Raw genomic sequence first — 23,018 nt, 5'->3', positions numbered from 1 at the left:
TAATCGATCAGGAAGTTGTCGCTGACACAGGCGTTCTGAATCTCGAGAGTCTTCACCATCGTGGCCGGGTGAAAACGGCTGATTGCGCGGTCCGCCCTTGGCGTGCCGGGTGTGAGACGCGCTCAGGTCCAGGCGGTAGACGCTGTCTAGGGTGAAGTACGCCAGCTGAACTTCGGGCAGCCAGTCTTGCCGTGCGTCGGGCAGCAGTCGCTGCGGTTGGGGTTCAACAGGCTTGGTCAATTGCGGCCATGCCCGCAATTGACCAAGCCTTCGCGACCTTATTGCGCTTCTGCCGCGCAGACTCCTAGGGCACCGCCCACACCCGGTCTCCTCCCACCGCATGAAACCGCCTGCCGGGCACGGTGGGCATGGGGTGGCCGCCGGTGAAGGCACCGAAAGCGGGCAGGATGGCCTGGTCCGGTTCGCTGACGAAGCAGGGCAGGCGCATGGTGTCGCGCGCGGGGCCGCTGAGTTGGCAGACCGGGTGCAGGTGGCCGGCGAGCACGAAGTGGGTGGTGAGGCGCTGGGTTGGCGGCAGTGGGTGGTGGCAGCAGGCGAAGGGGCCAAGCAGCCAGGGTTCGTCCACCACCTCGATGTCGGCCTCGGGCGGTGGGTCGCCGGCGCGGTCGTCGTGGTTGCCGCGCACCAGGGTGATGGTGACGTTGGCGTGCCGCTGGCGCCAGTCGAGCAGGGCGCTGAGCACGGCCGGGGTGCGGCCGCTGGCGGCGTGCAGGAAGTCGCCCAGGCACACCAGGCGCCGGGGCTGGTGGGTGGCGATCAGCGCGTCCAGCCGCGCGAGGTTGTCTTGTGTGGTGCCGCCGGGCACCGGCTGGCCTTGGGCGCGGTAGCTGGCGGCTTTGCCGAGGTGCAGGTCTGCGATGAAGAGCGTCTGCGCCGCCGGCCACCAGATGGCGTGCGCGGGCAGCAGGTGCAGCAGCTCACCGCCCCAGTGGACGGTGGCGTGGGGCGTCATGCGATCCGGCGCCGGGCCGCCCCAAGCCGGATCAGCCCCCGGACCCGGCGAAGACCGGGGCCCTTCCCGGTCATGGGGCAGCGACCCGCGCAGCGGCGGAGCGTGGGGGCGTACTCAGGCATAGGCGTACTCGCCACCTTTTTTCAACGCGGCCTGGTACGCCGGTCGCGCGTGGATTTTTTTGATCCAGGCCATGGTGGCGGGGTGCGAGGGGCCGAGGCCGGCGCGTGAGACGGCGGCTTCGAGCGGGAAGCTCATCATGATGTCGGCGGCGGTCATGGCTTGGCCGGCGAACCAGGGGCGCGAGGCCAGCACCTGTTCCACGTAGTCCAGGTGCACGTCCACCATGGGTTGCACCTTCTTCACCGCGATGCCGCCGATCAGCGGCACCTTGCTCATGGCCAGCATGAGCAGCAGGTTGGGCATGAGCGAGCCTTCGGCGTAGTGCATGAACTGGCGGTAGCTGCGCAGGCCTTCGCCCTGGTCGGTGGGGCCGAGGCGACCGGTCTTGTCGACCAGGTATTCGCAGATGGCGCCGGTTTCCACCAGCTTGAGCGGGCCGTCTTCCAGCACCGGCGACTTGCCCAGCGGGTGCACTTTTTTCAGCTCGGGCGGCGCGAGCATGGTGGCTTTGTCGCGCTCGTAGAAGCGGATTTCGTAGGGCAGTTCCAGCTCTTCGAGCAGCCACAGCAGGCGCTGCGAGCGGGAGTTGTTGAGGTGGTGGACGATGAGGGTCATGGGCGTGGCCAGGCGTGGTTTTGCGGTGGGGGAGGCGAGCATTGTGCTGCCTGGGCAGCAAGCGTGCTGGCTAGCGCGGCAGGCGGAGCCGGCGTGGGCGCCGTTCGCGTTGTGTGGTGGCGGGGGTTTTGTCTGCGGCGCCTTCGCGCCCGAATGAGAGCGACTGGCGCACCGTGACGGCGTCATGGCCCGCCGCACCGCCCGCTGCTTTTTCCAGCGGCGCTAGCATGCGCGCAATGCGGTCGGCCACGCTTTCGTTGCTGAGCTTTTCGCGCAGGCGTTCGATCATCAGCGGGAAGGCAAACGGGGTGGGCCGCTCCAGGTTCTTGAGCACCAGTGCCTGCTGCGCCATGCGGCGCAGCGCTTCGCGCAGGCGGCCCAGCTCCAGTTCCTGGGTCAGCAGCTCGGCCTCGGCCTGCTGCAGCAGGCGGTTGCCCGGGTCGTACTTGCGAAAGACTTCCCAAAACAGGCTGCTGGAGGCCTGCAGCTGGCGGCTGCTGCGCTTTTCGCCCGGGTGGCTCTGGAAGATCAGGCCCGAGACGCGGGCGATCTCGCGAAAGCGGCGCTGCGCGAGTTCGCTGGCGTTCAGGCTGTGCAGCACTTCGTGCATCAACCGGGCTGGGTCGGTCTGTTCCTGCAGCATGTTCGGCAGCAGCGTCGGCCAGTCGATGTCGGTGGCGCTCAGCAGTTCGAAGCCGTAGTCGTTGACGGCGATGGAGAAGGTGTTGGGCGCGTGCTGCGCCACCCGCCAGGCGATCAGGTTGGCCAGGCCCAGGTGCGCGTGGCGCCCGGCGAAGGGGTAGAGGAACAGGTGCGTGCCTTCGCGCGAGTGCATCACCTCGGCCAGCAGGGTGTGCGGCGAGGGCAGAGCAGACCACTGGGCCTGCAGTTCCAGCAAGGGCTTGGCGGCGAGCAAGGCCGGGTCGTCGATGTCGGCCCAACCTGCACCGGATTGCACCCGCGCGAGCTGCGCCACCACCGCGTCGGCCAGCGTGGTGGAGAGCGGCATCTTGCCGCCGTTCCAGCGCGGCACGGCCGGCTTGCGGCCGGTGGCGCGTTTCACCCACGCGGTCATGTCGTGGATACGCACCAGCTCCAGCAGGCGCCCGCCGAAGGTGAAACAGTCGCCGGGTTTCAGGCGAGCGGCAAAGCTTTCTTCCACGTGGCCGATCTTGCCGCCACCCAGGTACTGCACAGCCATGCTGGCGTCGCTGACGATGGTGCCGATGTTCATGCGGTGGCGCCGCGCCAGGCGCGCGTCGGGCACGCGCCAGACGCCGTGTTCGTCGGCCACCACGCGGTGGTAGTCGGGGTAGGCCGCGAGCGAGGCGCCGCCTTGCGAGACGAAGTCCAGGCACCAGCGCCAATGGTCGTCGGGCAGGTCGGCGTAGGCGGCGGTGCTACGGATTTCGGCCAGCAACGCATCGGGTGTGAAGCCGCCGCCGAGCGCGACGGTGACCAGGTGCTGCACCAGCACGTCCAACGGCTGCTTCGGTGTGTCGCGCGCTTCGATCTGCCCGACCAACACCGCCGCGCGCGCGGCCGCGCCTTCGACCAGTTCCAGGCTGTGCGTGGGCACGATGCTCACGCGCGAAGGCCGGCCCGGCGCGTGGCCCGAGCGGCCCGCGCGCTGCAGCAGCCGCGCAATGCCTTTGGGCGAACCGATCTGAAGCACGCGCTCAACCGGCAGGAAGTCCACGCCCAGGTCCAGGCTGCTGGTGCAAACCACGGCGCGCAGCTCGCCCGCCTTCAAACCGGCTTCAACCCATTCGCGCACCGAACGGTCGAGCGAGCCGTGGTGCAGCGCAATCTGCCCGGCCCAGTCGGGCCGCGCATCGAGCAGCGCCTGGTACCAGATCTCGGCCTGCGAGCGGGTGTTGGTGAAGACCAGCGTACTGCCGCTGCCTTCGATCTCGTTCACCACCGTCGGCAGCATGGCCAGGCCCAGGTGGCCGCCCCAGGGGAAGCGGTCCACGCGCGGCGGCAACAAAGTGTCCACTGTCAGCCGCTTGGGCGTCTGGCCGCGCACCATGCAGCCTTGGGCAGCCGCTGGCGGACCGAGCAGGCTGTGCATCGCTTCGTCCAGATTCCCCAGCGTGGCCGACATGCCCCAGACCATCAGGCCCGGGTTCCATCGCTTCAGGCGCGCCAGCGCCAGCTGCACCTGCACGCCGCGCTTGTTGCCCATGAGTTCGTGCCACTCGTCCACCACCACCAGCGCCATGCGGCCCAGCGTCTCAGGTGCGTCGGCGCGGGCGATCTGCAGGCTCAGGCTCTCGGGCGTGGTCACCAGCACCGTGGGCAGGCGCTGCGTCTGCTTCGCGCGTTCGCCGCTGCGGGCACCGGCGGTCCACGCCGGGGCCAGGTCGGGCAGCGGGGTTTGCAGCGCGAGCAACGTGTCGGCCGCGAGCGCGCGCATCGGTGTGAGCCAGACGACGGTGAGCGGCGGTGTGCGCTTGGCCTCGGCATCGGCCAGCACCTGGAGCGCACCCAGCCACACGGCAAAGGTTTTGCCCGCGCCGGTGGTGGCGTGCAGCAGGCCGCTCTCGCCGCGCGCCATCGCTTCCCAGACCTCGCGCTGAAACGGAAAAGGCGACCAGCCGCGCGCCGCCAGCCAGGCGTCGGCGTTGGGCTCTGCGCGGCGAGTGGGCGAGGAAAGCGCAGCGGGTTTGATCAAGCGGGAAGGCCTTCGAGCTGCCGCCGTTCGGTGATCCACATCGGGTCGAAGCTGAGCTTGCGCATCAAGGGCGAGTCGGGCTCGATGACACGCCAGACTGGGGTCACGCTGCCGATGTCTTCACCCGACTGGAAGCGCTCGAAAGCGTGTTCGGCGACGATCTTCAGAAAAATAGAGGTCGATACCGGACAGGCCGCGTCGACGCCATGGCGCGTCGCCAGTTCGCGCCGCAGTTGCTGGATCGGCAGGCTGCGCCCAGCCGAGAGTGTGCGCACAAATTCGTCGATCTCCTGCGGGCTGGAAATGAGCAGGCGGGCGCCCTGCGGCACGCCGGCAAACGCTTTGTCCAGCACGACGGTGTGGGGCGGTTTGGCGCACATCTTCTGTGCCCAGGTTTTGGGTTGGCGGGGCATGGCTGTTCTCCGGTGGCTGAAGGTGTCAGGAGCTTTCCATGCTTTGGCTTTGGTGCAAATAATCCCCAGGAAAACCCTGATCGGTTCCTGCGGCGCCACCCTCGGGCAGCAGCGCCGCCAGCGTCTGCAGCGAGTCGGCTTCTTCCACCGGCTTGTCTTCGCGCCAGCGCAGCATGCGCGGAAAGCGCACCGCGATGCCGCTCTTGTGGCGCGGGCTGCGGCCGATGCCTTCGAAGCCCAGCTCGAACACCAGCGTGGGCCGCACGCTGCGCACTGGGCCGAAGCTCTCGATGGTGGTCGCGCGGATGATCGCATCCACCTTGGCCATCTCGGCGTCGGTGAGGCCTGAGTACGCCTTGGCGAAGGGCACTAGGGCGCGGCCTTTGGTACCCGGCGGTGCGTTCCAGACGGCGAAGGTGTAGTCGCTGTAAACGCTGGCGCGGCGGCCGTGGCCGCGCTGGGCGTAGATCAGCACCGCGTCCACGCTCATGGGGTCGGTCTTCCACTTCCACCAGGTGCCCGCGGCCTTGGTGCGGCCCACTCCGTAGGCGCTGCTGCGCTGCTTGAGCATGAAGCCTTCGGTGCCGCGTGTACGCGCTTCTTCGCGCAGCGTGGACAGCTCGGCCCAGGTGGCGCCGGTCAGCAGCGGGCTGGCGATCAGCAGCGGATGGTTGAGGTCCTGCACCAACGCGTCCAGCGCCGCGCGTCGCGCGTGCAGGGGTTGCTCGCGCAGGTCCTGGCCGTGTTGTTCCAGCAGGTCGTAGGCCAGCAGGGCTACCGGCAGTTCGCGCAGGATCTTGAGGCCCAGCGTCTTGCGGGCTATGCGTTTCTGCAGATCGGCGAAGGGCTGCGGTTTACCGTCTCTCCACACCACGATCTCGCCGTCGAGCACGGTGCCGTCGGGCAGGGCGTCGCCCAGCGCGGCGAGTTCTGGGAAGCGCTCGGTCACCAGCTCTTCGCCGCGCGACCACAGCCAGACCTGGCCCGCCCGCTTCACGAGTTGTGCGCGGATGCCGTCCCACTTCCATTCCACCTGCCAGTCGGCGGGCGGGCCCAGCAGTTCGTCAAAGCGTTCGAGCGCTTCGTTGAACGGGTGCGCGAGGAAGAAGGGGTAGGGCTGGCCGCTGGTTTGCTGGTTCTGTTCGGTGGGGCTTTCGGCTGCCACCAGCGCTGCGTAGTCGGCGGCGGTGGGCTGCGCGCCGATGTGGGTGTAGCCCATGAGCCGCTGCGCCACGCGCTGAGGCGCAACACCCGCCACCGCCGCGAGCGCCTGCGTCACCTGCAACTTGGACACGCCGACACGAAACCCGCCGGTGATGAGCTTGAAGTAGACGAAGCGCTGGTCGTCGGGCGCCGCGTCCCATTGTTCGCGCAGGCGTTCGGCCAGCGCCTCGGGCGCCAGACCGCGCAGCGGCAGCAGGTGCTGCGTCAGCCACTCGGCCAGACCACGCTCTACCGGCGCGCTGGCCGGTGGCAGCAGCAGCGACACGGTCTCGGCCAGGTCGCCCACCGTCTGGTAGCTCTCTTCAAACAGCCATTCGGGCAAGCGCGTGGCCGCCAGCGCCTGTTCGCGCAGCGCGCGCGTGGGCACGGTCTGGCGCGGCTTGCCGCCGGCCAGGAAGTAAACCGCCCAGGCTGCGTCCTCGGCCGGTGCTTCGGCAAAGTAGCGCTGCAGCGCGGCCTGCTTCTCGCGCGTGGCGGTGCTCGCGTCCAGCTCGCGGTAGAGGGCGGCGAAGCGCCGCATCAGAAAGCCTCCGTCCAGCGGACTGCGGCGCGAGCCCCTTCGGGCGGCCGTGCGGGGCTCATGCAGTGGGTTCCGAGGGAACAGCTTCCGTGGCCTTGTCCGCCACATCCTCGTCGCCGTACTCGGTCTCGAAGGCCTGCGCATCCAGCCCCTGTTCGGTGAGGTAGCGCACCAGCACCGGCACGCTGCCGTGCGTCACGCGGATGTGTTCGGCCCCGGTGGCTTTGATGGCACTCATCAGCCCTGGCCAATCCGCATGGTCTGACATCACGAAACCCCGGTCCACGCCGCGCCGCCGCCGTGTGCCGCGCACCAGCATCCAGCCGCTGGCGAAGGCGTCCACCGCGTCGGCGCCGAAGCGCTTCATCCACGGCGTGCCCTGGGCCGAGGGCGGGGCGAGCACCAGCGCGTGTGCGAGCGCCGTCTTCTCGATGTCTGTGACGCGGTGCGTGGGCGGCAACTCAACGCCCGCTGCGCGATACACCGCGTTCAGCGGCTCCACAGCGCCGTGCACGACGATGGGGCCGATGCTGGCGTCCACCCCGTGCAGCAGGCGCTGTGCCTTGCCGAAGGCGTAACAGAGCAGCACCGAGGCGCGGCCCTCGTCGGCGTTGCAGCGCCACCAGGCGTTGATCTGATCGAACAGCACCGCCTGCGTGGGCCAGCGGTAGACCGGCAGACCGAAGGTGGATTCGGTGATGAAGGTGTCGCAGCGCACCGGCTCGAACGGCGCACAGGTGCCGTCGGCCTCGGTCTTGTAGTCGCCCGAGGCGACCCACACACGCCCCGCATGCTCCAGCCGCACCTGGGCCGAGCCGAGGACATGCCCGGCCGGGTGCAGCGACAGCCGCACGCCGTGGTGCTCGATGACTTCGCCGTAGTCCAGCGTCTGCAGGTTGATGTCTGTTCCAAGCCGCTGGCGCAACGTGCCCGCGCTGTGCGTGTGCGCCAGGTAGTGCGCATGGCCCCAGCGCGCGTGGTCCGAATGGCCGTGGGTGATCACGGCCCGCTCCACCGGCCGCCAGGGGTCGATGAAGAAGTCACCGGCCGGGCAGTACAGGCCTTCGGGGCGGGCGACGATGAGGTCTTGGCTGGGCGTGGCCATGGGAGCCACGAGTGTGCCGCAGGGCCGCGGCCGCTCAGGGCTGCAGGGTCTTGCGTGCGGGCGACAACATCTGCGCGGTGAGCCCACAAGCCGCGATGTGTGCCGGCAGCGGCAGCCCACGCGCCAGCGCCGCGCAGGCCTCGCCCATGGCGGCGCTGGTCTGGATGCCGTAGCCGCCCTGCGCGGCGCACCAGAAGAAGCCCGGGGCTTGTGCGTCGAAGCCGCCCACCAGGTCACCGTCGGCCACGAAGGAGCGCAGGCCAGCCCAGGTGTGGGTGGGGCGCGGTGTGAGCGTGGACCAGGTTTCCAGCGCATGCATCGCCTTCGCGATATCGAGCTCTTCGGGCTGCACGTCTTGCGGGTGCGTGGGGTCTTCGTTCACCGGCGAGGCGAGCAGGGCGCCGGCGTCGGGTTTGAAGTACACCGACTCGTCCGCCGCGAGCACCAGCGGCCAGTCGCGCGTGTCCATACCCGTGGGCGCCGCGAAGGTGAGCGCGCTGCGCCGTTTCGGCACCAGGCCGAGGGGTGCGACGCCCGCCAGTTGCGCGACAGCGTCGCACCAGGCGCCAGCCGCGTTGACCAGCACCGACGCTTCGAACACGGTCGCGGCGGCGGTGGTCACGCGCCAGACATCGCCCACACGTTCGATGCTGACCACCTCAGCACCCGTCACCAGCTCGCCACCCGCGCGCCGGTACCCGCGCAGGTAGCCCTGGTGGATGGCGTGCACGTTCATGTCGAAACTGTCGGGCTCGTAGAGGGCTGCGCTCACCTTCTCTGCCCGCAGCGCCGGCACCATGGCCAGGGCTTCGGCAGCAGTCAGACGGCGTCCGCGCGGGCTGGTCTGCTGCAGGGTCGCCCAGGCTTCATCGAGGTGGTGCACCTCGTCCGGCCCGGCCACGGTCAGCAGGCCGCGCGGCGTGAGCAGTGGGGCATCGGCGAAACCGGGCGGCGGGTTCAGAAAGAAGGGCTCACTGGCCCGCGAGAGCGCCCGCACCTGCGGCGGCCCGTAGCTGGCGATGAACTGCGCCGCCGAGCGCCCGGTGCTGTGGTAACCCGGCTGGCTCTCGCGCTCCAGCATGACGCAGCGGGCGTGTGGAGCCAGAAAGTGGCCGACGGAGGCACCCGCGATGCCGGCGCCGAGGATGAGGAAGTCGGTCTGGTGCATGGTGCGCATTGTGGCGGGCCACGTCGCTCATGTCAGCATGGCTTGCCAAATTTTGCCAAGCTGCCTAAAGTGTGGGCATGAGCACCATGAACATCTCCTTGCCGGAAAGCATGAAAGCCTTTGTGGACGAACAGGTCGGCCAGCGCGGTTACGGCACCAGCAGCGAATACCTGCGCGAACTCATCCGCCGCGACCAGGACCGCGTGCAACTGTGCGGCCTGCTGCTGGCCGGGGCTGCGTCCGAACCCACACAGCCCGTCGATGCAGCCTACTTCGACGCCCTGCGCGCGCAGGTGCACCAGCCCCGCCGCGCAGCGAAACGCAAGGTGTGAAATGCCGGCCGGTGATTCCCCGGGCGCAGGCCCGCGCGGATGTGGACGAAGCCATCGCCTGGTACATGAAGGAGGGCGGCGAAGCCGTGGCGCTGGGCTTTGTGGACGCGCTGGAACAGGCCTTCACCCACATCGGCCGCCAACCCGCCACCGGCTCGCCGCGTTATGCCCACGCGCTCAACCTGCCGGGTGTGCGGCATTGGGGCCTGAACAAGTACCCCTATTTGGTCTTCTACGTCGAGCGCCCGGACCACATTGACGTCTGGCGCGTCCTGCACGCCGAGCGGGACATTCCGGCCTGGATGTCTGAGCTGGATGCTTTGTGAAACGGCACCAGTGAGAGACACAACCCATGATTCACTCGGCCGTGATGTGCGCGCAGTTTCAGGACGGACCGCTGGTCGGGAAGCTGTGGGGCAAAGGTGGAGGGCCGGAGGCGGTGAAGGGGGATGGGGAGTCGATGGCAGCTGCAATCACCTTGTTCTCTGGACAATTGGCTGCTGGTATAGAAGTTCAACAAGGAGAGGGTGAAGTTTATGTTCCATGTCTTTTGGGGCTTGTGTGTCTTGATTCTCCTGACCAGCGATGAGACGTTTAGATCTCTCGGAATCTCCCCCGCTATAAAGTTTTTTCTCGTTTTGGTTTGCGGGGCTGCAGCAGTCATCTCCAACTTCAGTGGGATTGGTCGAGCCTTTTACGCAATGATTCATCCAGTCAAGGCCATGGAGTCGGTGTTCGGACGGCGCAAAAACGCGCAAGAAGATGCGAAGCAGGCGGACCACCACGAAAACTGATGGCTGATGATTTGTAGGGAAATGCAAAAGGGGCGACGGTCACCCATCGCCCCTTCTCATTTCTGAACCCCTCAGCGCCAATCAGCTGAAGAAACTCTTCGCCTTCTCAAACCACCCCTTGTCGTTCGGGCTGTGCTTGTGGCCGCCCTTTTTGAACGACTCGTCGAGTTCCTTGAGCAGCTTGCGCTGGTGTTCGGTGAGCTTGACTGGCGTTTCCACCGCCACGTGGCAATACAGGTCGCCCGGGTAGCTGCTGCGCACGCCTTTGATGCCTTTGCCGCGGAGGCGGAAGGTCTTGCCGCTCTGCGTGCCTTCGGGCAGGTCGATGGTGGCCTTGCCTTGCAGCGTGGGCACGTCGATCTCGCCGCCGAGTGAGGCGGTGGTCATGGGCACGGGCACCTGGCAATGCAAGTCGTCGCCCTCGCGCTCGAAGATATCGTGTTTGCGCAGGCGGATCTCGATGTAGAGGTCGCCCGATGGCCCGCCGTTCTGGCCTGGCTCGCCGTTGCCGCTGGAGCGGATGCGCTGGCCGTCGTCAATACCGGCAGGGATCTTGATTTCCAGCGTCTTCTGCTTCTTGATCTTGCCCTGGCCGCTGCAGGCAGTGCAGGGCTCGGGGATGACCTTGCCGGTACCGTGGCAGTGCGGGCAGTTCTGCTGCACGCTGAAGAAGCCCTGGCGCATTTGCACCACACCCTGCCCATGGCAGGTGGAGCAGGTCTTGACGCTGGTGCCGGGCTTGGCGCCAGTGCCTTTGCAGGTGTCGCAGTTGTCCCAGGAGGGAATGCGGATCTGGCTTTCCTTGCCGGCCGCCGCCTCTTCCAGGTCGATCTCCATCGCGTAAGACAGGTCGGCACCGCGGTAGACCTGGCGGCCGCCACGCTGGCCGCCGCGCGCGCCACCAAAGATGTCGCCAAAGATATCGCCGAACGCACCCGAGAAGCCTTCGAAGCCTTCGGGTCCGCCTGCGCCGCCGCGCATGTTGGGGTCCACTCCAGCGTGGCCATACTGGTCGTAGGCCGCCTTTTTCTGCGGGTCCGAGAGCATTTCGTAGGCCTCTTTGGCCTCCTTGAACCGGTCTTCGGCACCCTTGGCCGCATCGCCCTGGTTGCGGTCGGGGTGGTGCTTCATCGCAAGCTTGCGATAGGCCTTCTTGATCTCGTCGTCTGAGGCGTTCTTGGGCACGCCCAGTACTTCGTAAAAATCGCGTTTGGTTGCCATGATCAACTGCGGTTCTGATTGAATACAAACGCCGCGTCAGGTTGCCCGGACGCGGCGGCGAGGGGCCGGCGAACCGCCGATCAGCCCTTCTTCACTTCCTTCACCTCGGCGTCGACGATGTCGTCGTCTGCGCCGGCCTTGCTGGCCGACGCGTTGCCTTGCGGCTCGCCTTCGGCAGAGCTGGCGCCGGCTGCAGCGGCTTCGGCTTGTGAGGCGGCGTAGACCTTCTCGCCCAGCTTCTGGCTCGCGGTCATGAGCGCTTCGGTCTTGCTCTCGATGGCGGCTTTGTCTTCGCCGGTGAGCGCCTCTTCCACGTCCTTGATCGCAGCTTCAATGGCTTCTTTCTCGCCGCCATCGAGCTTGTCGCCGTGCTCGCCCAGGCTCTTCTTCACGCTGTGCACCATGGCTTCGCCCTGGTTGCGCGCCTGCACCAGCTCGACCTTTTTCTTGTCGTCGGCGGCGTTGAGCTCCGCGTCTTTCACCATCTGCTGAATCTCTTCTTCGGACAGGCCGGAGTTGGCCTTGATGGTGATCTTGTTTTCCTTGCCAGTGCCTTTGTCCTTGGCGCCCACGTGCAGGATGCCGTTGGCGTCGATGTCGAATGAGACCTCGATCTGCGGCATGCCGCGTGGCGAAGCGGGGATGCCTTCCAGGTTGAACTCACCCAGCAGCTTGTTGCCCGAGGCGATCTCGCGCTCACCCTGGAACACCTTGATGGTCACGGCCGGCTGGTTGTCTTCAGCGGTCGAGAAGGTCTGCGCGAACTTGGTCGGGATCGTGGTGTTCTTCTGGATCATCTTGGTCATGACGCCGCCCATGGTCTCGATGCCCAGGCTCAGCGGGGTCACGTCCAGCAGCAGCACGTCTTTGCGGTCACCCGAGAGCACCTGGCCCTGGATGGCGGCGCCGACGGCCACGGCCTCGTCCGGGTTCACGTCCTTGCGCGGCTCCTTGCCGAAGAAGGCCTTCACCTTTTCCTGCACCTTGGGCATGCGGGTCATGCCGCCGACCAGGATCACGTCGTTGATGTCGTTCACGCTCACGCCAGCGTCCTTGATGGCGGTGCGGCAAGGCGCAATCGTGCGCTCAATCAGCTCTTCCACCAGGGCTTCCAGTTTGGCGCGGGAGAGCTTGATGTTCAGGTGCTTGGGGCCCGAGGCGTCGGCCGTGATGTAGGGCAGGTTGATGTCGGTCGCAGCAGACGAAGACAGCTCGATCTTGGCTTTCTCGGCCGCTTCCTTCAGGCGCTGCAGGGCCAGCACATCTTTCGTCAGGTCAACGCCTTGCTCTTTCTTGAACTCGGTGACGATGTAATCGATGATGCGCTGGTCGAAGTCTTCTCCGCCCAGGAAGGTGTCGCCGTTGGTGGACAGCACTTCAAACTGCTTCTCGCCATCGACATCGGCGATTTCGATGATGGACACGTCGAACGTGCCGCCGCCGAGGTCATACACGGCGATCTTGCGGTCGCCCTTGTCCTGCTTGTCCAGGCCGAAGGCCAGGGCGGCGGCGGTGGGCTCGTTGATGATGCGCTTCACATCCAGGCCGGCGATTCGGCCAGCGTCTTTCGTGGCCTGGCGCTGGGCGTCGTTGAAGTAGGCCGGCACGGTGATCACGGCTTCCGTCACCGGCTCGCCCAGGTAGTCCTCGGCGGTCTTTTTCATCTTGCGAAGAATGTCGGCGCTGACCTGCTGGGCCGAGATCTTGTTGCCGCGCACCTCCACCCAGGCGTCGCCGTTGTCGGCGGCCACGATGGCGTAGGGCATGAGGTCGATGTCTTTCTGGACTTCTTTCTCGGTGAACTTGCGGCCAATCAGGCGTTTGATCGCGTAGAGCGTGTTCTTGGGGTTGGTCACGGCCTGGCGCTTGGCAGACGCGCCCACCAGCACCTCACCGTCTTCCTGGTAGGCGACGATGGACGGCGTGGTGCGCGCACCTTCGCTGTTCTCGATCACCTTGGTGGTGTTGCCTTCCATGATGGACACACACGAGTTGGTGGTGCCCAGGTCGATGCCAATGATTTTTCCCATTTTTGTGCTCCGGTTCGAAGAGATGAAAAGTGTGTTGAAAGGGTGTGGACCCGATGTGGAGGAGGTGTGGATAACTCAGCGCTTTTTCAAGGGGGCTGGTCGTCCGGAAGGATTTATTTCGGTGCCGTCACGGTGACCAGGGCCGGACGCAACACGCGCTCGGCGATCAGATAGCCCTTTTGGAGCACCGCCACCACGGTGTTGGGTTCTTGATCGGCCGGCACCATGCTGATGGCCTGGTGCTGATGCGGGTCGAATTTGGTGCCCTGGGCCGGGTCGATCTGGATCACCTTGTGGCGCTCCAGCGCGCTTTTGAGCTGCTTGAGCGTGGCTTCGGAGCCTTCGCGCAGCTGTTCGCGGGTGGCCTCCTGGATCGCCAGGCCGGCTTCCAGGCTGTCGGCCACGGCCAGCATGCTCTCGGCGAAGCTCTCGACGGCAAACTTGCGCGCCTTGCTCATGTCTTCTTCGGCGCGGCGGCGGGTGTTTTCGGCTTCGGCCTTGGCGCGCAGGAACTGCTCGGCCAGATCCACGTTCTGCGCTTTGAGTTCGCTCACTTCATGGGTCAGGCTGCTCAGCGCCTCGGCTTCAGCCTGCGCGGCGGCGGCCAGGGCCTCTTCCGGGCTGACCGGTGCGTGCTGTTCGTTGGGGTGGCTGGCCTGGGTGGTCGGCGTGTCGGCGGGCTTGGGTGCTGAGCTCATGGGGTTTGAAGGGACGTCAAGACGGTGGTCAAAAAAATCCAGGGATGAAAGGCAGGGCTGATGCTTCAGATCAGCTGGGGGCGGATTGGCGCGGTTCAAGAGCGGGGCGGGCCAGTCGCTGGTCAAGGAGACAAAAACCCCGGAAACACAGCCGCTGGCAGCGAGAATCGGGCTTTTGTCACAAGCCAGGACACGCCATGAAACTCTTTCGACACGGCCCGCCGGGGGCCGAACGCGCCGGACTGATCGACGCCAGCGGTGGGCTGCGCGACCTCAGCTCGGTGGTGACCGACATCGGGCCAGCCGCCCTGCACCCCGATTCTATGGCGCGCATCGCCGCACTCGACCCGGCCCAACTCCCGGTGCTGCCATCTGGCACCCGGCTGGGCGCCTGCGTGGGCTCGGTCGGCAGCGTGATCGGGATCGGCTTGAACTACGCTGACCATGCCGCTGAGGCTGGCCTGAATCCGCCCGGCCAGCCCATCGTGTTCAACAAGCACCGCGGTTCGCTCAGCGGCCCAAACGACGACATCTGGTTGCCGCCCGGAGCGCTGAAGCTGGACTGGGAGGTGGAGCTGGGCATCGTGATCGGGCAGCGCACATTTCATGTCAGCGAGGCCGAGGCACTGAGCCATGTGGCGGGGTTTTGCCTGGTCAATGACGTGTCTGAGCGCGCCTACCAGATGGAATACGAAGGCCAGTGGGTGAAGGGCAAAAGCTACCCCACGCACTGTCCCATCGGCCCTTGGCTGGTGACACCCGACGAGCTGGGTGACCCGCAGGAGGTGGATCTCTGGCTGGATGTGAACGGCTCACCCCGCCAGCGGGGCAACACCCGGACCATGATCTTCGGTGTGACGCAGATCGTGAGCTACCTCAGCCGCTTCATGGCCCTGGAGCCTGGTGACGTGATCGCCACCGGCACGCCGCCCGGTGTGGGCATGGGCATGAAGCCGCCGAGCTACCTGAAGGCGGGCGACCTGATCACGCTGGGCGGACGCGGCCTGGGCGAGCAGCGTCAGAAGGTGGTGGACAGGCCCTGAGTCACTCAGGGCGAGGCGGTGTGTGCGGCAACCAAAGCGTGGCCATTGGTGGCGGCCGAGCGCGCCTGCTGCTGGGCCCAGCGGCCCGCAAAGAGCTGCACTTCCGTCATGCGCCGGGCGAGGTCTGCACCCTGGCTGGTGAGGCGGTAGCCATCGCCGCCGTGCTCGACCAGGCGCGCGGCGCGCAGCTCTTTCAGCCGCGTGTTGAGGGTGTTGGGGGTGACGCCGCCCACGCTGTCCTGCAGCAGGCGAAAAGTCTGCGGGTGGCCGTCCGAAAGCGCCCAGATCACGCGCATGGCATAGCGCGACTCCAGCAGATCGAACAGCTGGATCACGGCGGCGTTGTCCTTGGCACCCATGTTTTCGTCTCCTTGCGCGCCCCTGCCGGGGATGTCCCGTCGGGCCCGGCGCCATTGTTGCGCTGAGGGACGGTGCGGGCACCGCTAGCAGATCGCTAGCTGAAAAAGATCATGCCCCTGGGCTACCCACCGGTTGCTCCGGATTTACCCGGGGTCGCTGCCGATATCCGGCGCAGGTGTGTGAAGGTAGACCTTGCGCAGCAGCCCCTTCAACTGGTCGTGCTCTTCGCGAGAAAGTGCCGAGGCCACATCCTGCTCCAGCGTTGTGGCTTCGGCCTGAGCTGAGCGCTGCAGTCGCTTGCCTGCTGCGGAAAGGTGCAGGCCCTGAGCGCGCCGGTCGGTGGGGTGGGGCTTGCGCTGCACCAGTCCGCGCACCTCCAGCTTCCGGACCAATCCCACCAGATTGGGCGGCAGGATGTCGAGCGCTGCGCAGATCTGGCGCGAGGTGGCGCCCGGGTTGTGTGCCACCAGCGTCAGGACTGAAAAGTCCACCGGGCGCAGATCAAATGGCGCCATGCGGCGCAGAAACACGGCAATGATGGACAGCGCCGCACGGCGCGCGTTGTAGCCCAGCAGGGATTCGAGGTAGCGGGTATCCAGCCCCTGATCGGCGTCAGGCGAATGATCTCCCGAGGCTGTGGTGTCTGCGAGAGTTGCTGTTTTGCGCGGCGGGCGACCACGAGCGGTGGTGCTGCTTGACGAGGAGGAGGGCATTGTGTCGAGCATAGCGTCAAGCCGACTGACCTCGAATCAGTCAGGCGACAGGGTGCTTCTCATGATGCCCATGCGCATCTCGAACTCGGGCCAGACCCAGCGCCAGAAGCCGGCTTGCGCAGTCTGCCAGCGAGCGGCCTCGGTGCCGGGCGCGCTGCCAATGCGGGCCCAGGCCCAGGCCATGAGCAGCATGGCCACGGCGCGCAGGAAGTCGTCGGCCAGCCAGTGCGGGAGGTCGGCGGGAGCGTCCTTGGCGGTGGCGCGCGGCAGCAGCTGATCACGCAGGAAGGCGCTGAACCGGGTGAGTTCGGCCTTCACGCGCTGGGCCTGCGGATCGTCGCCCAGCTCGGCGCCGATGTCAGCCAGCAATTGCAACAGTGCCGCACCGCCGTCGGGCAGGGTCTTGCGCAGCAGCAGGTCGATGGCCTGGATCTCGTTCGTGCCTTCGTAAATCATCGCCACGCGCGCGTCGCGCACGATCTGCTCGATGCCCCACTCGCGCACGTAGCCGTGGCCGCCGAACACCTGCAGGCAGGCGCTGGCGCCGTGGAAGGCCTGATCGGTCCAGGCCGACTTGAGAACGGGTGTCACCAAGCTGCACCAGCGGCTGGCAAGGTCGCGGCGCGTAGCGTCGCCGTGGTGTTTGAGGATGTCGAGTTCGAGTGCGGTGCGGTAGGCCACGACGCGGCCTGCGTCAACCCATGCGCGCTGTGCGTCGAGGATGCGGCGCATCGCGGGGTGTTGTTCGATCAGATCCGCCTGTCCAGCTGCCCCCACGCTTTTCACTGCGTGGAATGCGCTGCCCCCCGAGGGGGCTTGCCCGTCTTGGGGCGGCCCGGCGACCGGCATGGCCTTGGCCGCGCCACCGGGCGCGCGCATCTGGCGTCGCTCCTTCGCATACGCATCGGCCTTCTGCCAGGCCGCGTCGAGCAGTCCGATACCTTGCAGGCCCACGTGCAGGCGTGCGGCGTTCATCATCACGAACATCGCGTTGAGGCCCTTGCCGGGATCGCCGACGATCCAGGCGGCCGCCTCGTCAAAGCGCATCACGCAGGTGGGGCTGCCGTGCAGGCCCATCTTTTCTTCAATGCGCTCACACACGACCGCGCTTCTGGAGCCGTCTTCGTAAAACTTCGGCACCAGAAACAGCGACAGGCCCTTGGGGCCGGGCGGGCTGTCGGGCAGGCGCGCGAGCACCAGGTGCACGATGTTGTCGGTGAGGTCGTGCTCGCCACCGGAGATGAAGGTCTTGGTACCGGACAGCGAGAAACGACCATCGGCCAGCGGCACGGCCTTGGTGCGGCACAGGCCGAGGTCCGATCCCGCGTGCGGTTCGGTCAGGCACATGGTGGCCAGCCATTCGCCGGTGGCCACCTTCTCCAGGTACGTCGCTTTCAGCTCGGCCGATGCATGGTGTTTGATGCACTCGTAGGCGCCATGCAGCAGGCCAGGCGCCATGGTCCAACCGTGGTTGGCGGCGCTCAGGTTCTCGTAGAGCATGGCCTCCAGCGCGGCCGGCAGGCCTTGGCCACCGTCTTCCGTGGCGCAGGCCAGGGATGGCCAGCCCGCTTGCCAGAACGCCTGGTATGCCGCGCGGAAACCCGGCGGCATGGTGACGGCGCCCTCCTTCCAATGCGCACCGACTTCATCTCCCTCGCGGTTCAGTGGCGCGATCACCGCACCCACGAACTTGGCGGCTTCGTCGGTCACCTGGGTCAACAAATCGCCGTCGAAATCCGCAAACACGGGCAGGGCCGAGAGTTGCTGCGGCGCCTGCAGCACGTTCTGCAGGATGAAGCGCTGGTCGGCGGGCTGGGGCTGGTAAGCGTTCATGTTTTTGTGGAGGAGCGAGGTCAACGGGAGCGGGCTTCTTGCGCCGCCTTGTCGGGCGAGCCTTCCAGCCCCGCCAGCAGCGCCTTGCTGTTGCCTGGAATGACCATCTGAAACTTGTTGTCCACGGTGGTGTATTCGTAGTAACCCATGCGCGCGATCGGCTGCATCTTGAGCACGTCGACCAGGCCGTTGCCATCGATGTATTCATCGTCGATGTGGATGCCGACCACGCGCCCAAACACCACGTCGACCGTGCCCATGGGTGGCTTGCCGGGGAATCGCACGGTGTTGAGGTATTCGCACTCGAACTGGATCGGAGAGCCCTTGACGCGCTTGGGTTTCACCAGGCGGCTGTCCAGCTTTTCCAGCCCGGCGCGGGCGAACTCGTCCACGCCGTGCGGCAGCTCTTCGGCGCTGATGTTGACCGCCTCGCGAAGCGCAAAGGTGGCCATGTTCCAGACGAACTGGCCCATCTGCTCCGCGTTGCGCACCGAGTCCTTGCGCTCGCCCTGGGTGGTCTGGTTGGCGCTGAACATGACGATGGGAGGGTCGAAGGTCACGTTCTGGAACTGGCTGTAGGGCGCCAGGTTGTCGCGACCTTGCGCGTCGACCGTGGAGATCCAGCCGATGGGCCGTGGCACCACGCAGGACTTGAACGGGTCGTGCGGCAGGCCGTGGGGTGTCTTGCCGGGTTCGTAGTACATGGTCTGTCTCCGGTGGTTGGGTGCTTGGCTCAGCGGCAGCTGAAGCTGGCGGCGTCTTCCAGGCTGCCACTGCCTTTGTAGGTGGCCACCGACGGGTAGGCGCAGAGCGGGCGGCTGCGGCTGGGTGCCCAGCCTGCGGGCAGCTCGGCGTTGACGCCGCCGGGATGACCGACGCCGTGGGCTCTGGCCGGTACGGCCTGGGGTGCCTGCCCATGCTCAACCCACCTGACAAGGGGCGTGAGCAGGTCGAACTGGTCGGTGGATGGTCCACCCGAGCAGTGGGCCATGCCGGGAACCGGAAAATACCTCGCCATGCGATCGGCCTGGCCGCCCAGCGCCTTGTCCAGGCGGAGCATCCACTGGCGCGTGTCTTCGGCGGAGAAGATGGCATCGGCCACGCCGTGGTAGAGCACCATCTTGGCACCTCTCTCCAGCAAGCGGGCGTGGTTGACCGGGTTTTCATGGCCCGGCGGTGTCATGAGCGACATGCCCGACTCGCGGTACATCTCGCTGGTGGCGCTGAACAGGGGCAGGCGGGCGTTGATGTCCACGGTCAAGGGGTCGACCCGGCCGGGCGGCACGCTGAACACGCTGCCGACGGCCAGCGGGTCGAGGGCAACCGAGTTGGTGAACTTCCAGGTAGCCCAGTTGTCGGCGGCCAGACCGGGGTCGTAGGCGAAGGCCGAGTAGATGGACTGACCGTCATCGGTTCGGCCGCCAGCGAACACCTTGGCGATCACCGCCTTCTGCGCCGAGCTCAGGCACTGTCCGTTGCGCTCGCCCGTGCAGCTGGGCACGTCGGTGGCCAGCTTGAACGTGCTCTGGCAGGCCTGGGTGGCCTGGACCATGCCGTCCCTGGCGCCGTCGATGGCGTCGCATCTGGCAACGATGGCATCTGCCACCAGCTGGCGCTCGGTCCTGGTGAAGGCGCCGCTCAGGTCGGGAATTCTGGCGGTCGGCACCATCGGGTGCTGGGTGGTCGCGCCAGGTGCTGCCAGCGGTGCCCACTGTTGCGCACCCCAGAGCTGGGCCAGGGCCGCGTTGGGCAGGCGGTAGCCAGGGGCTCCCACCAGGTAGCCGTCGTAGGCCTGGCCGCGCGCAGCCTCGACCATGGCGTGGCGTCCGCCGTTGGAGCAGCCGCCGATGTAGGACCGATCCGGGCCTTTGCCGTAAGCGGTGGCGATCAGGGCCTTGGCCATGGGGGTGAGCTTGGCGACGGCCTGGTAGCCGTAGTCCAGGCGGGACTGGGCTTCCGAGCCGAAGTAGGGCGTCTGCGCGCCGGTGTGACCTGCGTCGGAGCTGATCACGGCAAAGCCCTGCATCAGCGCACCGGTCAGCGGTCCGCCGCCGAGCGCACCCTCAGCCGGGCGCACGTTGCCGTCCAGCCCGCCGTTGCCCTGGTAGTAGAAGCGACCGTTCCAGTCCTTGGGCAGGCGCATCTCGAAGCCGATGGCGTAGTCGCGCCCGTCGCTGCCTTTGCGCGCGTGCATGCTGCCCTTGACCAGGCAATGCTCGGGGACGTCCCGACCGGCCATCTTGAGTGCTCCTGTGGCCTGCGCGGCGCTCGAGGCCAGCGCGGTCTGATCGTGGCGGAAACCGGCGACCAGCGTTTCGCACTGCTGCAGGGCCGCGCCCTTCGCGGCATGCAACGGCGTGCCGCTGGTCTGGCTCATGGGCGCGCAGGCGCTCAGGCCAATGGCGGCGGCCATGGCGGTGGCCGCACCCAGGGGGTGCACGGGATGGCGGTTCTGGCGCATGTCTGTCTCCTGTTCCGGGTGGGGGAATCGGGCGTCCTTCTGCGAGGACGTCAGCTGCAAAGGGCCTTGATGTCTAAGGGCACCGGGATCGCCTTGATGCGGTCGGGCTCGCCCTGCAATCGCATGCAGAAGGCGCGGGTCTCGGTGCCTTCGCACAGCACGGTGTCGCCGCGCTTGATCACATGCTTGTGGATGAACACCTTCTCGCGCCACTCGATGACGCTGGTGTGGATCTGCAGCCGCTCCCCGTAAGTGGCCGGCTTCATGAACTTGGTGTGGATCTCCAGCAGGGGGGTGCCGATGATGCCGGTGGTCTTGACCAGCTCGCGCCAGGGCGGCACGCCACACTGCACGAAAAAGTTCAGCGAGGAGGCGTCCATCCATTTGCTGAAATTGGGAAAGAAAACGATGCCGGCCGGATCGCAGTCGCCGAACATCACCTCGACTTCATACACAACGGTTTTTGACATAGCAGCAAGAGTCGAATGAAGGGTTTGAGCAAGGGCGCCGTGGAACCGGCTTTGCCGGGCCACCAGCGCTGCCCCCTGGGGGGTGACGCCGCGCAGCGGTGGCGAGGGGGGTTACCGAGGACTCATCCGGAGCGCGCCGTCGAGCCGGATCACCTCGCCATTGAGGTGGCCGTTGGTGACGACATGGACGGCGAGCTGGGCGAATTCCTCGGGTTTTCCCAGGCGATTCGGAAACGGAATGCTGGCGGCCAGCGATTGCTGCACCGGCTCGGGCAGGGTCCTCATCAGCGGTGTGAGGAACAGGCCCGGCGCGATGGTGCAGACGCGGATGCCGTGCTGCGCCAGGTCGCGCGCCATGGGCAGCGTCATGCCAGCCACGCCGGCTTTGGACGCGCTGTAGGCCTGCTGGCCCACCTGGCCGTCGAACGCGGCCACGCTGGCGGTGAACACCATCACGCCGCGTTCGCCGTCTTCCATGGGCTCCAGCTGAGCGCAGGCGGCGGCGAACAGGCGGGCCGCGTTGTAGGTGCCGATGAGGTTGACGTTGATCACCTTGGCGAAGTCTTCCAGCGGTGCGGCCTTGCCGTCCTTGCCGACCACGCGCTTGGCACTGCCGATGCCGGCGATCTGCATCAGGATGCGGGCCGGGCCATGGGCTGCTGCGGCTTGATCGATGGCGGCCTGCATGCTCTCGGGGTCCACCACGTTGCAGGCCACCGCCACGCCGCCGATCTCGGTCGCCACGCGCTGCGCGTTCTCCAGGTTCAAGTCGAGCACCGCGACCTTGGCGCCCAGGCGGGCGAGTTCGCGGGCGGTGGCTTCGCCGAGGCCGGAGCCTCCGCCGGTGACGAGGGCGGCATGTCCTTGGATGTTCATTGATTGCTCCAGAGAAGAAGTTGGCGAGAGGTGGAGTGACCCAGGGACACCACAGAAATGGCTTGGCCAGGCCACTGGTGTTGCCCCCTTGAGGGGGACGCGCAGAGCGCGGCGGGGGTGTTCATAGGCTCAGGTTTTCGATGAGCAACGCAATGCCCTGGCCACCGCCCACGCAGGCGCTGGAAATGCCGTACTTCAGGCCGCTGCGCTGCAACTCGCGCGCCAGCGTGAGCGTCAGGCGCACGCCGGTGGCGGCCAGCGGGTGACCCAGTGCGATGGCGCCGCCGTTGACGTTGAGCCTGCTGATGTCCATGCCCAGGTCCTTGGCCACCGACAAGGTCTGCGCGCCTTGCGCTTCATTGACCTCAAAGCGGCCAATGTCATCGAGCTTGAGGCCGGTGCGCTGCAGCAGCAGGCGGATGGCCGGGGCCGGTCCGATGCCCATGATCTCGGGCGGCACGCCCACCACGGCAGCGCCCACCACGCGGGCCAGCGGCGCCTTGCCCTGGGCCCTGGCATAGGTGCCGGACGTGACCACGCAGGCTGCTGCGGCATCGACCAGCGCCGAGCTGTTGCCACCGGTCTGCACGCCACCCTCAAACACGGGTCTGAGTTTGGCCAGCACGTCCACAGGCGAGATGCGCGGATGCGTGTCGCGGTCCACTTCGGTGAGTTTGCCCTGCAGCTTGATGCCACGCGTCTTGTAGCCATCGACTTCGAACTTCTCGCTGACCACCGACACGATCTCCCCCGCCAGGAAGCCGCTTTCCTGCGCAGCCACGGCCCTGGCGAACGATGCCGAGGCGAAGGCGTCGACTTCCTCGCGCGTGATGCCGTACTTCTTCGCCAGGTTCTCGGCGGTCTGGATCATGTTGATGCCGGCTGCCGGGTCTTTCAGGGCTTCCCACATGTAGTCTTTGAAGCCCACCGGTGCGCCCAGCTTGAAGCCGGTGCGGTGATCGAAGGCCGCAATCGGGTTGCGCGTCATGTTCTCGGTGCCCACCACCAGCGCCGCGTCACACAGGCCGCCGCTGATGTGCTCGCCTGCCTGGCGGAACAACTCGAATCCGGTGCCGCATATGCGTTGCGCCATCAGCGCGGGTACGGTGACCGGCACACCCGCGTAGAGGCCGATGTGGCGCGGCAGGAAGAACTGGTCGAAATCACCAGGTGCCATGTTGCCGGTGACGACGGAACCGATCTCCTCAGGAAGGATGCCGGTGCGCGCCAGCGCTTCGCGCGCCACCTTGATGCCCAGGTCGGTGGGCGAGACATGCCCGAGCGCGCCGCAGTAGTCCACCATCGGGGTGCGCACACCGCCGAGGATGACCACGTCATCAAACGAATTGAAGAATCCTTGGGTTGCCAT

General features: G+C 66.8%; 22 protein-coding genes and 1 pseudogene. 4 read left to right on the top strand and 19 right to left on the bottom strand.

Annotation, left to right across the window (positions count from 1 at the left end):
- Positions 1-44: 44 nt before the first annotated feature.
- The 8 genes and pseudogenes from QUV25_RS09180 to QUV25_RS09145 form a co-directional block, all read right to left on the bottom strand.
- Positions 45-240: pseudogene (locus tag QUV25_RS09180) on the bottom strand (IS5/IS1182 family transposase); the annotation flags it as partial.
- Between the two features lie 64 nt (positions 241-304).
- Positions 305-973, bottom strand: coding sequence for a ligase-associated DNA damage response endonuclease PdeM (pdeM, locus tag QUV25_RS09175; protein WP_300863329.1), 669 nt, complete (start codon positions 971-973; stop codon positions 305-307).
- A 114-nt stretch (positions 974-1,087) separates the two neighbouring features.
- Positions 1,088-1,711, bottom strand: coding sequence for a glutathione S-transferase family protein (locus tag QUV25_RS09170; protein ID WP_300863328.1), 624 nt, complete (start codon positions 1,709-1,711; stop codon positions 1,088-1,090).
- Between the two features lie 70 nt (positions 1,712-1,781).
- Positions 1,782-4,388: a ligase-associated DNA damage response DEXH box helicase gene (locus QUV25_RS09165; protein WP_366945649.1), complete on the bottom strand. Its 2,607-nt coding sequence runs from the start codon at positions 4,386-4,388 to the stop codon at positions 1,782-1,784.
- Positions 4,385-4,801, bottom strand: coding sequence for a hypothetical protein (locus QUV25_RS09160; RefSeq protein ID WP_300863327.1), 417 nt, complete (start codon positions 4,799-4,801; stop codon positions 4,385-4,387). Before QUV25_RS09160 ends, QUV25_RS09165 begins: the two co-directional genes overlap by 4 nt.
- A gap of 25 nt (positions 4,802-4,826) precedes the next feature.
- Positions 4,827-6,545, bottom strand: a complete 1,719-nt coding sequence (locus tag QUV25_RS09155; protein WP_300863326.1) for an ATP-dependent DNA ligase — start codon at positions 6,543-6,545, stop codon at positions 4,827-4,829.
- A gap of 58 nt (positions 6,546-6,603) precedes the next feature.
- Entirely contained in the window at positions 6,604-7,650 is a 1,047-nt protein-coding gene (locus QUV25_RS09150) for a ligase-associated DNA damage response exonuclease (protein ID WP_300863325.1), read from the bottom strand.
- A 34-nt stretch (positions 7,651-7,684) separates the two neighbouring features.
- Positions 7,685-8,818, bottom strand: coding sequence for an FAD-dependent oxidoreductase (locus tag QUV25_RS09145; RefSeq protein WP_300863324.1), 1,134 nt, complete (start codon positions 8,816-8,818; stop codon positions 7,685-7,687).
- A 77-nt stretch (positions 8,819-8,895) separates the two neighbouring features.
- On the opposite strand from QUV25_RS09145, the gene QUV25_RS09140 reads away from it, so the two are divergent.
- The 3 genes from QUV25_RS09140 (at position 8,896) to QUV25_RS09130 (ending at position 9,944) form a co-directional block, all read left to right on the top strand.
- On the top strand, positions 8,896-9,150 hold the full coding sequence (locus QUV25_RS09140) for a type II toxin-antitoxin system ParD family antitoxin (protein ID WP_300863322.1): 255 nt from the start codon (positions 8,896-8,898) through the stop codon (positions 9,148-9,150).
- Entirely contained in the window at positions 9,147-9,476 is a 330-nt protein-coding gene (locus QUV25_RS09135) for a type II toxin-antitoxin system RelE/ParE family toxin (protein ID WP_300863321.1), read from the top strand. The genes QUV25_RS09140 and QUV25_RS09135 overlap by 4 nt, the downstream gene beginning before the upstream one ends.
- A 210-nt stretch (positions 9,477-9,686) precedes the next feature.
- Positions 9,687-9,944 (top strand): hypothetical protein, encoded by a 258-nt coding sequence (locus QUV25_RS09130; protein WP_300863320.1) that lies wholly within the window; start codon positions 9,687-9,689, stop codon positions 9,942-9,944.
- Between the two features lie 81 nt (positions 9,945-10,025).
- Here QUV25_RS09130 and dnaJ read toward each other — a convergent pair whose 3' ends face one another.
- The 3 genes from dnaJ to grpE all read right to left on the bottom strand — a co-directional run bounded on the left by dnaJ (position 10,026) and on the right by grpE (position 13,893).
- Positions 10,026-11,165, bottom strand: a complete 1,140-nt coding sequence (gene dnaJ, locus QUV25_RS09125; RefSeq protein ID WP_300863319.1) for a molecular chaperone DnaJ — start codon at positions 11,163-11,165, stop codon at positions 10,026-10,028.
- An 80-nt stretch (positions 11,166-11,245) separates the two neighbouring features.
- Positions 11,246-13,195 carry a molecular chaperone DnaK gene (gene dnaK / locus QUV25_RS09120; protein WP_300863318.1) on the bottom strand — a complete coding sequence of 650 codons (1,950 nt, stop codon included), beginning with the start codon at positions 13,193-13,195 and terminating at the stop codon, positions 11,246-11,248.
- Between the two features lie 113 nt (positions 13,196-13,308).
- Positions 13,309-13,893, bottom strand: a complete 585-nt coding sequence (grpE, locus tag QUV25_RS09115; protein ID WP_300863317.1) for a nucleotide exchange factor GrpE — start codon at positions 13,891-13,893, stop codon at positions 13,309-13,311.
- A gap of 197 nt (positions 13,894-14,090) precedes the next feature.
- Here grpE and QUV25_RS09110 point away from each other — a divergent pair, with 197 nt between their 5' ends.
- On the top strand, positions 14,091-14,936 hold the full coding sequence (locus QUV25_RS09110; RefSeq protein WP_300863316.1) for a fumarylacetoacetate hydrolase family protein: 846 nt from the start codon (positions 14,091-14,093) through the stop codon (positions 14,934-14,936).
- A gap of 5 nt (positions 14,937-14,941) precedes the next feature.
- Here the strand turns inward: QUV25_RS09110 and QUV25_RS09105 are convergent, their stop codons facing one another.
- From QUV25_RS09105 to QUV25_RS09070, 8 genes are all read right to left on the bottom strand, one after another.
- Positions 14,942-15,295, bottom strand: coding sequence for a winged helix-turn-helix transcriptional regulator (locus QUV25_RS09105; RefSeq protein ID WP_300863315.1), 354 nt, complete (start codon positions 15,293-15,295; stop codon positions 14,942-14,944).
- 144 nt (positions 15,296-15,439) lie between these two features.
- Positions 15,440-16,009, bottom strand: a complete 570-nt coding sequence (locus QUV25_RS09100; RefSeq protein ID WP_300863314.1) for a MarR family winged helix-turn-helix transcriptional regulator — start codon at positions 16,007-16,009, stop codon at positions 15,440-15,442.
- A 36-nt stretch (positions 16,010-16,045) separates the two neighbouring features.
- The gene (locus tag QUV25_RS09095; protein WP_300863313.1) at positions 16,046-17,842 is read right to left on the bottom strand and encodes an acyl-CoA dehydrogenase family protein; all 1,797 of its coding nucleotides are present in this window, start codon (positions 17,840-17,842) and stop codon (positions 16,046-16,048) included.
- A gap of 20 nt (positions 17,843-17,862) precedes the next feature.
- The gene (locus QUV25_RS09090) at positions 17,863-18,546 is read right to left on the bottom strand and encodes a flavin reductase family protein (protein ID WP_300863312.1); all 684 of its coding nucleotides are present in this window, start codon (positions 18,544-18,546) and stop codon (positions 17,863-17,865) included.
- 29 nt (positions 18,547-18,575) lie between these two features.
- A complete protein-coding gene (locus tag QUV25_RS09085; protein ID WP_300863311.1) occupies positions 18,576-20,303 on the bottom strand; it encodes a tannase/feruloyl esterase family alpha/beta hydrolase in 1,728 nt (575 codons plus the stop codon).
- A 50-nt stretch (positions 20,304-20,353) separates the two neighbouring features.
- Complete coding sequence (locus QUV25_RS09080) at positions 20,354-20,773, bottom strand: thioesterase family protein (protein WP_300863309.1); 420 nt, start codon at positions 20,771-20,773, stop codon at positions 20,354-20,356.
- Positions 20,774-20,884: 111 nt separating this feature from the next.
- A complete protein-coding gene (locus QUV25_RS09075; RefSeq protein ID WP_300863307.1) occupies positions 20,885-21,649 on the bottom strand; it encodes an SDR family NAD(P)-dependent oxidoreductase in 765 nt (254 codons plus the stop codon).
- Between the two features lie 121 nt (positions 21,650-21,770).
- Entirely contained in the window at positions 21,771-23,018 is a 1,248-nt protein-coding gene (locus QUV25_RS09070) for a thiolase family protein (RefSeq protein ID WP_300863305.1), read from the bottom strand.

This window comes from Hydrogenophaga sp. (assembly GCF_030373245.1).
Taxonomy (GTDB): Bacteria; Pseudomonadota; Gammaproteobacteria; order Burkholderiales; family Burkholderiaceae_C; genus Hydrogenophaga.
The sequence above is the reverse complement of the archived record's forward strand: the minus strand, read 5'-3'. Positions and strand labels throughout refer to the sequence as shown.

Excerpts from the sequence above, each read along its gene's own strand:
- pdeM (WP_300863329.1), bottom strand. The coding sequence starts at position 973 with ATGACGCCCCACGCCACCGTCCACTGGGGCGGTGAGCTGCTGCACCTG.
- QUV25_RS09170 (WP_300863328.1), bottom strand. The coding sequence starts at position 1,711 with ATGACCCTCATCGTCCACCACCTCAACAACTCCCGCTCGCAGCGCCTG.
- QUV25_RS09160 (WP_300863327.1), bottom strand. The coding sequence starts at position 4,801 with ATGCCCCGCCAACCCAAAACCTGGGCACAGAAGATGTGCGCCAAACCG.
- QUV25_RS09155 (WP_300863326.1), bottom strand. The coding sequence starts at position 6,545 with ATGCGGCGCTTCGCCGCCCTCTACCGCGAGCTGGACGCGAGCACCGCC.
- QUV25_RS09150 (WP_300863325.1), bottom strand. The coding sequence starts at position 7,650 with ATGGCCACGCCCAGCCAAGACCTCATCGTCGCCCGCCCCGAAGGCCTG.
- QUV25_RS09145 (WP_300863324.1), bottom strand. The coding sequence starts at position 8,818 with ATGCACCAGACCGACTTCCTCATCCTCGGCGCCGGCATCGCGGGTGCC.
- QUV25_RS09140 (WP_300863322.1), top strand. The coding sequence starts at position 8,896 with ATGAGCACCATGAACATCTCCTTGCCGGAAAGCATGAAAGCCTTTGTG.
- QUV25_RS09130 (WP_300863320.1), top strand. The coding sequence starts at position 9,687 with ATGTTCCATGTCTTTTGGGGCTTGTGTGTCTTGATTCTCCTGACCAGC.
- dnaJ (WP_300863319.1), bottom strand. The coding sequence starts at position 11,165 with ATGGCAACCAAACGCGATTTTTACGAAGTACTGGGCGTGCCCAAGAAC.
- dnaK (WP_300863318.1), bottom strand. The coding sequence starts at position 13,195 with ATGGGAAAAATCATTGGCATCGACCTGGGCACCACCAACTCGTGTGTG.
- grpE (WP_300863317.1), bottom strand. The coding sequence starts at position 13,893 with ATGAGCTCAGCACCCAAGCCCGCCGACACGCCGACCACCCAGGCCAGC.
- QUV25_RS09110 (WP_300863316.1), top strand. The coding sequence starts at position 14,091 with ATGAAACTCTTTCGACACGGCCCGCCGGGGGCCGAACGCGCCGGACTG.
- QUV25_RS09105 (WP_300863315.1), bottom strand. The coding sequence starts at position 15,295 with ATGGGTGCCAAGGACAACGCCGCCGTGATCCAGCTGTTCGATCTGCTG.
- QUV25_RS09100 (WP_300863314.1), bottom strand. The coding sequence starts at position 16,009 with ATGCCCTCCTCCTCGTCAAGCAGCACCACCGCTCGTGGTCGCCCGCCG.
- QUV25_RS09095 (WP_300863313.1), bottom strand. The coding sequence starts at position 17,842 with ATGAACGCTTACCAGCCCCAGCCCGCCGACCAGCGCTTCATCCTGCAG.
- QUV25_RS09090 (WP_300863312.1), bottom strand. The coding sequence starts at position 18,546 with ATGTACTACGAACCCGGCAAGACACCCCACGGCCTGCCGCACGACCCG.
- QUV25_RS09085 (WP_300863311.1), bottom strand. The coding sequence starts at position 20,303 with ATGCGCCAGAACCGCCATCCCGTGCACCCCCTGGGTGCGGCCACCGCC.
- QUV25_RS09080 (WP_300863309.1), bottom strand. The coding sequence starts at position 20,773 with ATGTCAAAAACCGTTGTGTATGAAGTCGAGGTGATGTTCGGCGACTGC.
- QUV25_RS09075 (WP_300863307.1), bottom strand. The coding sequence starts at position 21,649 with ATGAACATCCAAGGACATGCCGCCCTCGTCACCGGCGGAGGCTCCGGC.
- QUV25_RS09070 (WP_300863305.1), bottom strand. The coding sequence starts at position 23,018 with ATGGCAACCCAAGGATTCTTCAATTCGTTTGATGACGTGGTCATCCTC.